The 14,331-nt window shown below is 72.2% G+C and carries 10 protein-coding genes; 4 read left to right on the forward strand and 6 right to left on the reverse strand.

The features are described from left to right. From I5E_RS14070 to aroA, 5 genes are all read right to left on the reverse strand, one after another. A partial coding sequence (locus tag I5E_RS14070) for an ATP-binding protein (RefSeq protein ID WP_022907547.1) occupies positions 1-2,524 on the reverse strand: 2,524 nt, incomplete at its 3' end. Between the two features lie 674 nt (positions 2,525-3,198). Continuing rightward, positions 3,199-3,981, reverse strand: a complete 783-nt coding sequence (locus I5E_RS14075; protein ID WP_022907548.1) for an inositol monophosphatase family protein — start codon at positions 3,979-3,981, stop codon at positions 3,199-3,201. An 18-nt stretch (positions 3,982-3,999) separates the two neighbouring features. Beyond that, a complete protein-coding gene (locus I5E_RS14080) occupies positions 4,000-5,196 on the reverse strand; it encodes a hypothetical protein (protein WP_148286979.1) in 1,197 nt (398 codons plus the stop codon). A gap of 60 nt (positions 5,197-5,256) precedes the next feature. Then, positions 5,257-6,318: a ribosome small subunit-dependent GTPase A gene (gene rsgA, locus I5E_RS14085; protein WP_022907550.1), complete on the reverse strand. Its 1,062-nt coding sequence runs from the start codon at positions 6,316-6,318 to the stop codon at positions 5,257-5,259. A gap of 4 nt (positions 6,319-6,322) precedes the next feature. Further along, positions 6,323-7,684 carry a 3-phosphoshikimate 1-carboxyvinyltransferase gene (gene aroA, locus I5E_RS14090; protein WP_031262768.1) on the reverse strand — a complete coding sequence of 454 codons (1,362 nt, stop codon included), beginning with the start codon at positions 7,682-7,684 and terminating at the stop codon, positions 6,323-6,325. A 312-nt stretch (positions 7,685-7,996) separates the two neighbouring features. Between aroA and I5E_RS21835 the strand changes: the two genes are divergently transcribed. Genes I5E_RS21835 through I5E_RS14105 form a run of 3 tightly spaced genes read left to right on the forward strand, consistent with a single transcriptional unit; the run spans position 7,997 to position 9,394 of the window. Beyond that, positions 7,997-8,662, forward strand: a complete 666-nt coding sequence (locus I5E_RS21835) for a sigma-70 family RNA polymerase sigma factor (protein ID WP_261974951.1) — start codon at positions 7,997-7,999, stop codon at positions 8,660-8,662. Further along, positions 8,659-8,901, forward strand: coding sequence for a zf-HC2 domain-containing protein (locus I5E_RS14100; RefSeq protein ID WP_022907553.1), 243 nt, complete (start codon positions 8,659-8,661; stop codon positions 8,899-8,901). Before I5E_RS21835 ends, I5E_RS14100 begins: the two co-directional genes overlap by 4 nt. 52 nt (positions 8,902-8,953) lie before the next feature. Continuing rightward, the gene (locus I5E_RS14105; RefSeq protein WP_022907554.1) at positions 8,954-9,394 is read left to right on the forward strand and encodes a GNAT family N-acetyltransferase; all 441 of its coding nucleotides are present in this window, start codon (positions 8,954-8,956) and stop codon (positions 9,392-9,394) included. 243 nt (positions 9,395-9,637) lie between these two features. On the opposite strand, the gene I5E_RS14115 is transcribed toward I5E_RS14105, so the two are convergent. Further along, positions 9,638-13,372: a multifunctional oxoglutarate decarboxylase/oxoglutarate dehydrogenase thiamine pyrophosphate-binding subunit/dihydrolipoyllysine-residue succinyltransferase subunit gene (locus I5E_RS14115; RefSeq protein ID WP_022907556.1), complete on the reverse strand. Its 3,735-nt coding sequence runs from the start codon at positions 13,370-13,372 to the stop codon at positions 9,638-9,640. Between the two features lie 225 nt (positions 13,373-13,597). Here I5E_RS14115 and I5E_RS14120 point away from each other — a divergent pair. Further along, a partial coding sequence (locus I5E_RS14120) for an IMP dehydrogenase (protein WP_022907557.1) occupies positions 13,598-14,331 on the forward strand: 734 nt, incomplete at its 3' end.

Genomic DNA, 14,331 nt, shown 5'->3' on the forward strand with positions numbered 1-14,331 from the left:
GAGTGAGCACCGCCGAGGCGTCCGGCGCGCTGCGCGGCGTCCCGGGCAGCTGTGCGGAGAGGACCGGACCGGAGCGGACGGACGACGGCGAACCGAAGACCGGCATCGCGACCGTCGCCGCCGGGGTGGCGAGCGGACGCCGGAGCCCCGCCGCCTCGTACGCCGCCGCAGCGGCCGCGCCGAGACGCGGACGCTCCGTCGGGCTCCCCACGGCAGCGAGCGCCGCGAAGGTCCGAGCACGCTCGAACTGCGAGTCGTGCGGCTGGAAGAGCTCCAGGGCACGGCGACGGGCGGTGTCACGGGTGGTGTCGTCCGCCACGAGCGCGAGGCTCCGCGCCAGCACCAGGGCGCCCCAGCGGGACGGACGGGCGTGGTGGTCCGCCGCGAGCCGGGCCGCGATGGTCCGGGCGTCGTCGATGCGGTCGAGGCGCGTGTACGCCTCCACCAGGTCGCCGAGGTGCCGGAGCACCGCCGGGTTCCGCAGTGAACGACCGATGGCGTCGGCCGCCTCCAGCGAGGCCGCGGCCTCGTCGAGCCGACCGTCGAGCAGGAGCACCCGGCCACGCAGGGCGTGCAACTTGGCGGTCGCACCCCACAGACGGTTCGTGGAACGCTGCGCGAGGCACCGGTCGATGACCTCGAGCGCCTCGGGGGACCGCCCCTCGGCGAAGTGCCGCCACGCGAGCGCGATGGCACGGGACGGCTCGCGGAGCCGCTCCACCACCGACGAGCCGGCCTCCCACACGTCGATCGCGCGGAGCGCCTGCCGGAAGTTCCCGGAGCGCACCTCGTTCTCGGCGGACAGGTAGCGCGCCGCCTCGGTCCAGACCGGCATGGCCTCCTGGCCACGGGCGAGCACCAGGGCGAACACCCGGCGGGCGCTGCGGTACCGCTCGGCGATGCTCAACGCGTGGGCGAGGAGCAGCAGCGCCGGGTCGGACATGCCCACCAGCGTCGTGGTGGACAGCCCGTCGTGCAGGGCGGTGTCGGCCGGGAGGGTCCCGTCGACCGCGGCGACGAGCTCGTGCGCGGTCTCCGTGATCTCCCGGGTGTGCGCCGATGCCGACCGCCGGAGCGGTTCGGCCCGGGCGAGCAGGTCGCGGGCGTGGTCGAGTTCCCAGGCCTCGGCCCGGAAGCAGGCGACCATCGCGAGGAGCCCCGCGAGTGCGTCCGCCTCGGCCGCGTTCTCCGGGTCCACCGGCACGAGGAGCTCGTCCGCGTGCACCGCGTCACCGCTGAGGTACTGCACCGAGTACGACAGCCGGAGCCGCCGGGTCTCGTCCGCGGTCGAGCGGAACGGCCGGATCGCGGCGAGGTACCGTGCCGCGAAGCCGAGCAGGCGGTTCGCGAGCAGCGCCTCGGCGACACCGAGGAGCGCGACGTGCTCGTCCTCGTGCCCCGAGCCGATGTGCAGTGCGCGCTCGGTGAGCACGACCGCGGCCTGGGCGTTGCCGTCCACCACGTACGAGCGGGCCGCACGGAGCAGCGCGACCACGTCCGGGACGTCGTCGACGAAGCTGCGGTGCCACGCCGCCGCACGCGGGTCGGACTCGGCGCTCGCCGCGGCGAGCTCGGTGTGTGCGGCACGACGGTCCCGGGCGGGCATCCGCCAGTACAGCGCGGAACGCACCAGGGGATCGCGCACGGTGACGGTCTGTCCCTTGACGGAGACGAGTCCGGCGTGGGCGAGGTCGTCGAGCTCGTCGCGGTCCCAACCACTGGTCTTCGCCACGGGGACGAGAGCCAACCGCGCCAGGACGTCCAGATCTCGTCCTGCTGCGGAACCGAGCGCCAGGGCCGCGATGGCCTCGGTGGTCGGGGTGGGTCGGAGCGGCAGCACGAGCGGCTCGGAGCCGTTCAGCTGCTCGCGGCTGAGCACGGCGAGCTGCTCGCGCAGCGCGCCCGGGTTGCCACCGGTCTCCTCGGCGAGGACGGCGAGGACGCCGTCGTTCGCCTCTTCCGGTGCCATGGCACGGGCGAGCACGAGTGCCTCGTCCGCCGGCAGCGGTTCGATCCGGAGCGTCGGCAGGGCCGCGAGCGGCCCGTCCGACGGCACGGTGCGGACCGTGGCCACGACGCGGAGTGCGGTGCCGGCGAGCCGGGACGCGAGGAACGCGATGAGCTCCTGGCTCTCCACGTCCATGCGGTCGAGGTCGTCGATCAGCACGAGCGTCGGCGGCAGGGTCAGGGCGTGCACGGCGTCGAGGAAGTCGTGCGCCGCTGCCAGCCCCGGCGTCTGCCGGTCGGTGGGTGCGCCCCCCTGGAGGAGGTGCGCGATGTGGGCCGTCGCACGCGGATCGTCGAGTGCGGTGAAGAGCGAGGTGACGCCGGCCAGTGGCCAGTGGGACTCGCTCCCGTTCACACCGACGCGCACGACGGGGAGGGAGACGCGGTTGGACACCGCGTCGAGGACGCTGCTGCGTCCGGAACCAGGGTCGCCGACGACGACCATCGCGGACTCACGAGGGAGTACAGCGAGGGTCGCGATCCGGTCGACCTCGAGACGGCGACCGGTGAGTGCCATGACTCACCGGCCTCCGGGTCCGGAAGCGGATGCAGCGGAGGAGGAGGACCGGTCGGAGGCACGGCGGGTGACCGCGCGCAGAGCCGGACGTGGGGCACGCAGGGAAGAACGCGCGCCGGAGCAGTCGGATTCGGAATGCGGATGACGAGTGAGGGTGCACTCGGTTCCGCTCGGGAACGATGAAGTCATCGTCTGTATCACCCCTCGGGTTAGGGTCTTCGGACGAAGCACGACCGGTCTGGCGGGCCGTTCGGAGCTAGGGACTCCGACGCGGTTCCTGACCTGTCGCCTGGAAGCAAGATAACTCAGGTTCTGGCCGCGGTGGCCGTTCCCCGCAATCCCTTGTCCACCGTCCGTGTCCCCAGTCCGGGGGGCCGTGTGCCCCCTCGGGGGTGGTTTCGCGCTTGACGTCGGCGGATCGCGGTACGAGATCGGGGTACAGCGGGCGTCCGTCGTGGGGTGGACCGGTGGGTGGGGGTTGGGTGGGCGGGCGGGTCGGTCGGGCGGGCCGACTCGGAACGACATTGTCGCTGTCGTGCGACATCGACGTTGTCGACCGCGCGCGGCCGCAACTGTTGCACGCGCGGTGCAGCGACGAGACCGCTGTCGTGCGACATCGACGTTGTCGTACCTCGGCCCGCGCAACAGTTGCACGCTCTGGACGGTCTCCGCGGTCAGCGGCGGATGACGTCGACCACGGCGTCGTGCACGAGGCCGTTCGTCGCGAGCGCACTGCCGTGCCAGGGGCCGGGGTCGCCGTCGAGCGAGGTGAAGCGCCCGCCGGCCTCCTCGACGATCGGCACGAGCGCCGCCATGTCCCACGGCTTCAGGTCGGGTTCGCCGGCGACGTCGAGGACGCCCTCGGCGACGAGCATGTACGACCACATGTCGCCGTAGGCCCGGGTGCGCCAGACCCGTCGGGAGAGCGTGACGAGGGCGTCGAGGCGGTCGTCGTCGTCCCACTGCTGGATGCTGTTGTAGCTGAGGCTGGCCTCGGCGAGGGAGTCGACGCCGGACACGTGCAGGGGGCCGTCGAAGGAGTGCGCACCGAGGCCCTCGGCCGCCCACCAGCGCTTGCCGAGGGCCGGCGCGCTCACGACGCCGAGGACCGGCCGGCCGTCGACCGCGAGGGCGATGAGGGTCGCCCAGACCGGCACGCCGCGCAGGTAGTTCGCGGTGCCGTCGATCGGGTCCACGACCCACTGGCGGTGTCCCTCGCTGACGGCCTCGGCCCCGGTGTCGGCCGTGGTCTCCTCGCCGAGGAACGCGTCGTCCGGTCGTTCGGCACGCAGGCGCTCGCGCAGGGCCCGCTCGACCGCCTGGTCGGCGTCGGTGACGTGGGTGCTGTCGGCCTTCTTCGACACGTGCAGGTCGGCGGCGCGGAACCGCTCGAGGCTGATCGCGTCGGCGGTGTCGGCGAGGGAGCGGGCGAAGTCCAGGTCGGCGCTGAGGTCCACGGACGCCAGCGTAGCGGCCTACGCCGCCACGACCTCCTCCTCCTCGAGGGCGGTCACCTCGCGCTCGCGGGCGATGCGGGCACGGCGGGCGACGAGCCCGTGCACGACGACCGCGAGCAGCACGGCCGCGGCGAGCCACAGGGCCAGGACGAGGGACGAGCGGCCGAGGGAGGCGCCGGGGAAGTACTGCAGGTCCTGGGCGGCCTGCAGCCAGGCGGCACCGCTCCAGAACGCGTTGAGTCCGGCGAAGAAGCCCGGCTGGAACGCTGGCTGGAAGATCCCGCCGGACGACGTGAAGTTCAGCATCACGAACAGCATCGTGAGGATCGGTGTGGTCCAGCGGCCGAGCAGCGGGTGGAGCCCCACGCCGAGCGCGACGATGATCGCGTCGTACATCCACGCGAACAGGAAGACCTCCCACCGGTTCGTCGTGATGATCCCGTACAGCGGACCGGCGATGAGGATCCCGATGCCCGCGACCACGCCCGCAGTGGCGAGGGCGACGACGGCGGTCCAGAGCGGTCGGAGTCGGGTGGCGAAGGCGGCGACGGCGATCGCGGACGCGTAGCCGCCGACGCTCAGGGCGACGAGCAGGAAGAACAGGCCCTGCCCGGTGGTGTCCTGGTCGCCGGCGGGGACGACGTCCTGCACGGTGAAGGGCAGGTGCGACCGGTACGCGATCGGCATGAAGATCTTCTGCGCCGCGCTCGCGGTGGTCTCGGACGCCGCGGTCGAGACGTAGAGGGTCGCGCCGGTCGCGGTGGGGGCGTAGACGGCGGCGAGGTCCCGGTCGCGCACCTGGCGCTCGGCCTCGGCGGTCGACGCCACCACGTGCGTCACGAGCGCGCCGTCCGACTCGTCGGTGACGGTCTGGGCGAACACCTGGGTCGCCGCGCCCTGTCCGACGATGCCGACGGGGAGGTCGTGCGGCGTCGGGGCGTGGAAGGCGCCGAGGTAGGCCAGTCCCATCCCGACCGCGAGGAAGAGGGGGACGAGGATGTGCGAGCCGAACCCGAGCAGGGTGCGGCCGAGGTGCTGCGGTCGGAGGGTGGACCCACCGGCAGGGCGGCGCGTGGCCCTGGGGGACCGGGGCGCCGCGTGGGCGTGCGGCTGGGCGGGGGTGGTGTGCACGTGCGACGTCGTCGTCGTCATGGGGGAGGACGGTGCGTCGACGGCGGAGGTCGGCGCAAAGTTGTACTTTGCAACTTCAGACACGGAGGGCAACTGTACAACGTCGGTGCAGACCTGTCGACCCGGGCGGGGCCGTGCGCGGTCCTACTCGGTACCCGGGTCCTCGGCGCCCATGCCCGTGAGCAGGGCGCGGAACGAGTCGAGCCGCTCGACCCCGGTCGGGCCGAGTTCGCCCGCCTGCACCCGGTCGACGATCTCCCAGTCGTGCGCCTGGTCGAGGGGGATGCCGTCCGCCGGCTCCCCGACGGGGACCGCGTGCGAGGCGAACGCCCGGAAGACGTTGGCGGGGTCGACGTGGCCGAGCCCGAACGAGCGGACCCCGGGGGTGTCGATGATCCAGCCGCCGTCGCGGACCCGCAGCGCGATCGACGACGACGAGGTGTGGCGACCGCGACCGGTCACCGCGTTGACGACCCCGGTCGCCCGGGACGACCCGGTCAGCGCGTTCACGAGCGTCGACTTGCCGACGCCCGAGTGCCCCACGGTCACGGTCACCCGGTCGTCGAGGACCTCGTGCAGGGCGTCGAACGGGACGTCGTCGGACCGGCTCGTCACGATCCGCAGGTCGAGGCAGTCGAAGTGTGCGAGGAACGCGGTCGGGTCGGCGAGGTCCGTCTTCGTGATGCAGAGGATCGGGTCGAGGCCCGCGTCGAACGCCGCCACCAGGTACCGGTCGATGAGGCGTGTCCGGGGTTCCGGGTCGGCCGCAGCGACGACGACGAGCATCTGGTCGGCGTTCGCGACGATCACGCGCTCGACGTCGTCGGTGTCGTCGGCGCTCCGTCGGAGCAGGGTGGTCCGCTCGGCGACCTTCACGATGCGCGCGAGCGAGCCGGCGTCCCCGGAGACGTCGCCGGCGAGCGACACGTGGTCGCCCGTGACGACCGACTTCTTGCCGAGCTCGCGGGCCTTCGTCGCCGTGATCACCCGCTCGTCGTCCGCGCCGGAGGCCACCAGGACGCCGAACCGCCCGCGGTCGACGTTCGTCACCCAGCCGGTGGGGGCGTCCTCGTACGTCGGGCGGACCTTCGTGCGCGGGCGGTTGCCCTTCGGGTTCGGTCGGACGCGCACGCTCGACTCGTCGTACTGTCCGTACGGCTCGTCCGCGTCGGAGTCGTCACCGTCGACGTCGTCCCACCAGCTCATCGTCTCAGGCCACCGCGTCGCCGGTCGCGACGAGCGCCGCCCACAGCTCGGGGAACTGCGGCAGGGTCTTCGCGGTCGAACCGATGTCGTCGACAGCCACGCCGTCGACGACGAGCCCGACGATCGCCCCGGCCGTCGCCATCCGGTGGTCGTCGTACGCGGCCCAGGCGCCGCCGTGGAGTGCGGCAGGCTCGATCCGGAGGCCCTCGGCGCGTTCGTGCACCGAGCCTCCTGTGCCGTTGAGGTCCGCCGCCAGGGCGGCGAGGCGATCCGTCTCGTGCCCACGCAGGTGGCCGATCCCGTCGATCTCGGACGGGCCGTCGGCGAGGGCCGCGAGCGCGACGAGCGCGGGCGCGAGCTCGCCGCCGCGGCTCAGGTCGAGCGCGAGGCCGGGCAGGGAGGCGCCGCCCCGCACGCCGACACCGCCGTCGAAGACGAGGTCGGCGCCGTCACGGGTCACGGTCGCGCCCCATCGGGGCAGGAGCGTCTCCAGGTCGGCACCGACCTGGGTCGTGGCCGTCGGCCAGGTCCGGATGCGGACCGTCCCGCCGGCGACGAGCGCCGCGGCGGCGAACGGTGCGGCGTTCGACAGGTCCGGCTCGATGGTCACGTCGCGTGCGGCGATCGGGCCGGGGTGCACGACCCACTCGCCGACCGCGGGTTCGTCGACGCGGACGCCACGGGCACGCAGCGCGGCGACGGTCATCTCGATGTGCGGCATGCTCGGCAGGCGGTCGCCGACGTGCGTGAGGTGCAGCCCCTCGTCGAAGCGCGGTGCCGAGAGCAGCAGCCCGGAGACGAACTGGGACGAGGCCGATGCGTCGATCGCGAGCGACCCGCCGCGGACCGACCCGGTACCGGTGAAGGAGAACGGCATGGCGCCGCCACCGTCGTCGGTGACGTCGACACCGAGGTCGACGAGGGCCTGGATGATCGCGTGCATCGGGCGCCTGCGGGCGTACGGGTCCCCGTCGATCGTGACCGGGCCGACGGCGAGGGCCGCGAGCGGCGGCAGGAAGCGCATCACGGTGCCGGCGAGACCGCAGTCCACCCGGACGTCGCCGTGCATCGCCGCCGGCGTGATCCGGAGGTCCGGGCCGTAGGGGTTCGGGGTCTCGCCGAGGCCGGGGGCGACCTCGTCGACACCCACGCCGAGCTGGCGGAGGGCCTCGACCATGAGCGCCGAGTCCCGCGAGTGCAGCGGCAGCCGGATGGTGGACGGACCGTCGGCGAGGGCCGCGAGCACGAGCTCGCGGTTGGTGAGCGACTTCGACCCCGGGAGCGACACGTCACCGCGCAACGGACCCCGCGCGAGCGGTGCGGTCCAGGGCTCGGTCGGGGACTGGGAATGCGTCGTGACTGCCATCGGTTCACAAGGGTACTGAACGCACCGGGAGGATCAGTGGCGACAGCGACACTCGTACGACCGCGGACGACCATGCCCGCCGTGCCGACGACGCTCGGGGGCACCCTCGGCCTAGACTCGACGGCGATGACGACCGACGAACCGCACGCAGCACCGCACGACCTGGTCGAGGAGACCGAGGCGCAGCTCGACGCGGTGTCCGACGAGGCCGAGCTGCGCGACGACGCAGCCGACGAGCACGACGCAGCGGACGCGGACGACGCGACCGACGAGGTCGTGGCGCTCGGGCAGGACGACACCGCCGACGCGGTCGTGGACGCGAAGACGGTCTCCGAAGCCGAGCTGCGCGCCCTCTTCGAGGACCAGGCGCTCCCCTTCATGGACCAGCTGTACGGCGCGGCGATGCGGATGACCCGCAACCCGGCCGACGCGTCCGACCTCGTGCAGGAGACCTTCGTCAAGGCCTTCGCCGCGTTCCGGCAGTTCCGGCAGGGCACGAACCTCAAGGCCTGGCTGTACCGGATCCTCACGAACACGTTCATCAACACGTACCGCAAGAACCAGCGCAACCCGTACCAGGGCACGATCGACGAGCTCGAGGACTGGCAGCTGGGCGGCGCGGAGAGCGTGACGCAGTCGATCTCGGCGCGCTCCGCCGAGGCCGACGCCATCGACCACCTGCCGTCCTCCGCCGTGAAGGACGCGCTGCAGGCCATCCCCGAGGACTTCCGGATGGCCGTCTACTTCGCCGATGTCGAGGGGTTCTCCTACCAGGAGATCGCCGACATCATGAAGACCCCCGTGGGGACGGTCATGAGCCGCCTCCACCGTGGCCGCCGGCTCCTCCGCGGGCTCCTGGCCGACCACGCACGTGAGACCGGCATCGTCCCGGACGCAGCGTCGACGGCGACGATGCGCGGACGAGGCCGGAAGGTTGCCGCGGCGTCGAGCCGCGTCGAAGGGAAGGAAGCGCGATGAGCGGCTGCGACTGCTCGAAGGCGAAGGCCGAGCTCGAGGAGTTCCTGCACGGGGAACTCTGCCGCGAGGACGCGGCGGACATCCGTGAGCACATGGAGGACTGCGAGGACTGCACGACCGAGCACCGCGTCGGCGTCGTCCTGATCGAGACGGTCCGTCGTGCGTGCAAGGAGACCGCGCCCGAGGAACTCCGCACGGAGATCCTCGCCCGCATCCGACTGGAGCAGGCCACCCACTGAGCGTCCTGGTAGCCGTCGTCACACGGGCGGGGCTGTCGGTAGTGTCGCGGGCATGACCCTCTCCGTCGAGTCGATCACCACCTGGTCCGACACGGACGTCTCCGACGTCGCCGCCCTCGTCCGCCTGCTCGGCCACGAGGTCGACGACGCCGCGATGCGCGCCCGCCTCGAGCGGCTCACGCCCGAGGCCGGCCACCGGACCTGGCTGGTGCGGGACGACGACGGTCGCGCGATCGCCGTCGCCGGCGCCCAGGTCACGTGGGCGTACGCCAGCGACGAACCGACCGCGCAGCTGCTGCTCATGGTGGTCGACGAGTCGGCCCGGAGGCTCGGCACGGGTTCCGCGCTCATCGGCACCTTCGAGGCGTGGGCGGTCGAGCAGGGCGCGCGTCGCCTCAGCGCGGTCAGCGCCGCGGCCACGGACAGCGCGCACCGCTTCTACCAGAAGCGCGGCTACCACGACGCCGGGGTGCGCTACACGAAGCTCCGGTGACGATCGCGCGGGCGCCCATCGCGCCAGCGCTGATGGCGCGGGCGCGATTGCGTGGGCGCCCATCGCGCGGCCGCTGATCGCACCACCTGACGAACACTGCGCCCCGTCGAGACGGGGCGCAGTGTTCGGTGCGGGGCGCGCTCTGGCCCTCGGGATCGCCGGGGCGTCGGCGATCCCGACGGCCCCCGGAGCGTCGGCGAGCCCGACGGACGCCGGGGCGTCGGCGAGCCCGACGGACTCCGACTAGCCCAGGGCCTTCGTGATGACCTCGGTCGCCTCCTGCGCGGAGCGCTTCGAGGAGCCCGTCGCCGGAGCGGCACTCGCGGGGCGAGCGGCGACCGACAGCGGGCGGCCGTCGAGGTGCGGCGACAGGTTCATGCAGACGAACGGCCAGGCGCCCTGGTTCTCCGGCTCCTCCTGCGCCCAGACGACGTCGGCGTCCGGGTAGCCCGCGAGCACCTCGAGGATCTGGTCGAGGGGGAGCGGCGCGAGCTGCTCGAGCCGGACGAGGGCCACGTCGGTGACGCCGCGCTTCTCGACCTCGGCGCGCAGGTCGTGGTGCACCTTGCCGGAGTGCAGGACCACGCGGCGGACGGCGGACCGGTCGGTCACGCGGTCGTCGTCGATGACCTCGGCGAAGGTGCCGCTCGTGAACGCGTCCACCGGGCTGGTCGCCTGGCGGAGGCGCAGCATGGCCTTCGGGGAGAACACGATGAGCGGCTTCTGCGGACGCTCCCATGCCTGGCGGCGCAGCAGATGGAAGTACGACCCCGGGGTCGACGGCCGTGCGACCACCATGTTGTCCTCGGCGCAGAGCTGCAGGTAGCGCTCGATGCGCCCCGACGAGTGGTCCGGCCCCTGGCCCTCGTAACCGTGGGGGAGCAGGAGCACGAGCCCCGAGCGCTGTCCCCACTTCTGCTCGGGCGACGAGATGAACTCGTCGATGACGGTCTGGGCGCCGTTCGCGAAGTCGCCGAACTGCGCCTCCCACAGCACGAGGCCCTCGGGGCGCTCGACCGAGTAACCGTACTCGAACGCCATCGCGGCGTACTCGCTGAGGAGCGAGTCGTAGATGTACAGGCGGGCCTGGTCCTCGGTGAGGTTCGCGAGCGGCAGCCACTCCTGGCCGTTCACCCGGTCGTGGAAGACGGCCTGGCGCTGCACGAACGTGCCGCGGCGGGCGTCCTGCCCGGCGAGCCGGACCGGCTTGCCCTCGACGAGGATCGAGCCGATCGCCATGAGCTCGGCCATCGCCCAGTCGACGCCGCCGTTCCGGGTCATGTCGGTGCGCTTGGTCAGCAGCTGCTGCAGCTTCGGGTGGACCTGGAAGCCGGCCGGCGGGTTGCTGTGCGCGTCGCCGATCGCCCGGACGAGGTCCTCGGAGACCGCGGTGTCGTGCACCTCGACCTCGGAGTCGTCGCGCTGCGCCGCCGGCCGTTCGAGGCCCTGCACGGCGCCGTCGTCGTCGACCGTGACGACCGGGATCGTGCCGGTCTGGGCCTCGTGGGTCTCGGCGAAGGCGCGCTCGAGGCGGTCCTGGAAGTCGCGGTGCGCCTCGTCGTACTCCTCCTGCGTGATGTCGCCGCGGCCGACGAGGGCCTCGGTGTACAGGGTGCGGACGGAGCGCTTCGCCTCGATGAGGTTGTACATGAGCGGCTGCGTCATCGAGGGGTCGTCGCCCTCGTTGTGCCCGCGGCGGCGGTAGCAGATGAGGTCGATGACGACGTCGCGGTGGAACTCCTCGCGGTAGGCGAAGGCGAGCTCGGCGACGCGGGCCACGGCCTCGGGGTCGTCCCCGTTCACGTGGAAGATCGGTGCCTGGATCGTCTTCGCGACGTCGGTGGAGTACACCGAGCTGCGAGCCGACTCGGGCGGGGTGGTGAACCCGACCTGGTTGTTGATCACGAGGTGCACGGTGCCGCCGGTGCGGTAGCCGCGCAGCTGCGACATCTGCAGGGTCTCGACCACGACGCCCTGTCCGGCCATCGCCGCGTCGCCGTGGACGAGCACCGGCAGCACGCCGAACGTGCCGGGTGCCTGGCGGTCCTGCTTCGCGCGGACGATCCCTTCGAGCACGCCGTCGACGGCCTCGAGGTGGGACGGGTTCGCGGCGATCGTCACCGGGATGGCGGTGCCGTCGCTCGCGCGGAAGACGCCCTCGGTGCCGACGTGGTACTTCACGTCGCCCGATCCCTGGCCCGAGACGGTGCCGGGGAGCGCCGAGCCCTCGAACTCGCGGAAGATCTGACCGTAGGTCTTGCCGGCGATGTTCGTCAGCACGTTGAGGCGGCCGCGGTGTGCCATGCCGATCGCGACCTCGTCGAGGCCGGCGGTCGCGGCGTGCTGGATGAGCGAGTCGAGGAAGGCGATCGTCGACTCGCCGCCCTCGAGCGAGAAGCGCTTCTGGCCGACGTACTTCGTCTGCAGGAAGGTCTCGAACGCCTCGGCCTCGTTGAGCTTGCCGAGGACACGGAGCTGCTCGTCCTTCGAGGGCTTCGAGTACGGCACCTCGATGTGCGCCTGCACCCAGCGGCGCTGCTCCGGGTCCTGGATGTGCATGTACTCGATGCCGACCGTGCGGCAGTAGGCGTCGCGGAGGATCCCGAGCACGTCGCGGAGCGGCGCGTTGGTCGTGCCGGCGAGCCCGCCGGTGACGAACTCGCGGTCGAGGTCCCAGAAGGTCAGCCCGTGGCTCTCGATCTCGAGGTCCGGGTGGGTGCGCTGCCGGTACTCGAGCGGGTCGATGTCGGCCATCAGGTGCCCGCGGACGCGGAAGCTGTTGATGAGCTCCTGCACGCGCGCGGTCTTGTTCACCCGGTGCGCGAGGTCGACGTTGATGTCGTTCGCCCACTGGATCGGCTTGTAGGGGATCCGGAGCGCCGAGAAGATGTCCTCGTAGAAGGCGTGCTCGCCGATGAGCCGCTCGTGCACCTTCTTGAGGTACTCGCCCGACCCGGCGCCCTGGATGACGCGGTGGTCGTAGGTGCTCGTGAGCGTGATGGTCTTGCCGATGCCGAGCTCGACGAGCGTCTTCGCCGCGGACCCCTGGAACTGTGCGGGGTACTCGAGCGCACCGGCGCCGATGATCGCGCCCTGCCCCTTGGTGAGGCGGGGGACCGAGTGCACCGTGCCGATGCCGCCGGGGTTCGTCAGCGAGATCGTCGTGCCCTGGAAGTCGGTCGGGGTGAGCTTGTTGTCGCGGGCGCGCTTGACGAGGTCCTCGTAGGCGGAGAGGAACTGGCCGAACGTCAGCGTCTCGGCGCGCTTGATGCTCGGGACGAGCAGGGACCGGGTGCCGTCCTTCTTCGGGACGTCGATCGCGATGCCGAGGTTCACGTGGGCGGGGGCGACCACGAAGGGCTTGCCGTCGCGTTCCTCGTAGAACACGTTCTGGCTCGGGAACTCCTTGAGCGCCTGCACCATCGCCCACCCGATGAGGTGCGTGAACGAGATCTTCCCGCCGCGGGCCCGACGGAGGTGGTTGTTGATGACGATGCGGTTGTCGATCATCAGCTTCGCCGGGATCGTCCGCACGCTCGTCGCGGTCGGGACCGTGAGCGAGGCGTCCATGTTCGACGCGAGCGTCTTCGCCATGCCCCGGAGCGGGGTCGCCACGTCCTCGTGGGTCTCCTCGTGGTGGTCGGCCTCGTCGTTCGCCTCGGCCGGGATCGGCTGCGGGGTGGGCTGGCGCGACGTGGTCTTCGCCTGGATCGGCCCGGCCTTCGCCTCGCCGGGGGCGTCACCGGTCGCGGGCTGCTGGGTCGTGGACTGCTGCTGCTCGGGTGCGGCCGGCGCTGCGGGGGTCGGGCTCGACGTGGCGCTGCCCTGGGTGCGGTGGTAGCTCTCGAGGACCGGCCACCAGGACTTGTCCACGGACTCCTTGTCGGCGACGAACTGCTCGTAGAGCTCGTCGACGAGCCACTCGTTCGCCCCGAATTCGCCCGCGGTCTCGTCCGTTCCGGTCAGATGGCTCGACACAGCCGATCGCCCACTCTCCGTCGATAGATGCTCGTGTGTGTCGTGCGTGGCAACCCTGCCTCGCACAGGTGCCAAGCCTAGCCGCTCGCGGATGACCGTTCGGTGTCAGGCGGAGGCGGGTCGCGCACGGCGAGGGGGTGTCGCGCGTGTCGCGTCGGAGGCGTGCCGAGCCGCCCCGACCGACCACCCCGACCGGCCACCCCGCATCGCCGTACAGTGGGGCCCATGAGGTTCTACGAGACGCGGCCGACACACGACCTGACCTACTCCGACGTCTTCCTCGTCCCCAGCCGGTCGGCGGTGACGAGCCGGTTCGACGTGGACCTCTCGGCGAACGACGGATCCGGTGCGACCATCCCGATCGTCAGCGCCAACATGAACTCGGTCACCGGGCCCCGCCTCGCCGCGACGCTCGCCCGACGCGGCGGCCTCGGCGTCCTGCCGCAGGACATGCACCTGCAGGACCTCGACGCCGCGATCCGCTGGGTCAAGGAGCAGCCCGTCGACTTCGACACCGCCTACGACATGGGCGCCGACACCACCGTCGCCGAGGCGCTCGAGCAGCTGCTGCCCGTCGCCGGCCGCGGGGTCGTCGTCCGGGACGCCGCTGGTGTGTACCTCGGCTGCGTCCCCGCCGGTCGACTCGGCACCGCCGGACCCGACGCGACGCTCCGCGACCTGCTGCACGGAGCCTCGACCGCGATCGACGCCGAGGACGCCGGCACCCCGCGGCACGTGTACGACGTGCTGAGCGCCGCCGAGGTCGACTTCGCGCCGGTCATGCGGCACGGCAAGGTCGTCGGCACGGTCAGCCAGACCAGCGCGATCCGCTCCGACATCTACCGCCCCGCGGTGGACGCCTCCGGCCGCCTGCGCGTCGCCGCCGCGATCGGCATCAACGGCGACGTCGCCGCCAAGGCGCAGGCCCTCGCGGCCGCCGGCGTCAACGTGCTCGTCCT

The sequence above is a fragment of the Curtobacterium sp. B18 genome, assembly GCF_000333375.1.
Lineage (GTDB): Bacteria > Actinomycetota > Actinomycetes > Actinomycetales > Microbacteriaceae > Curtobacterium.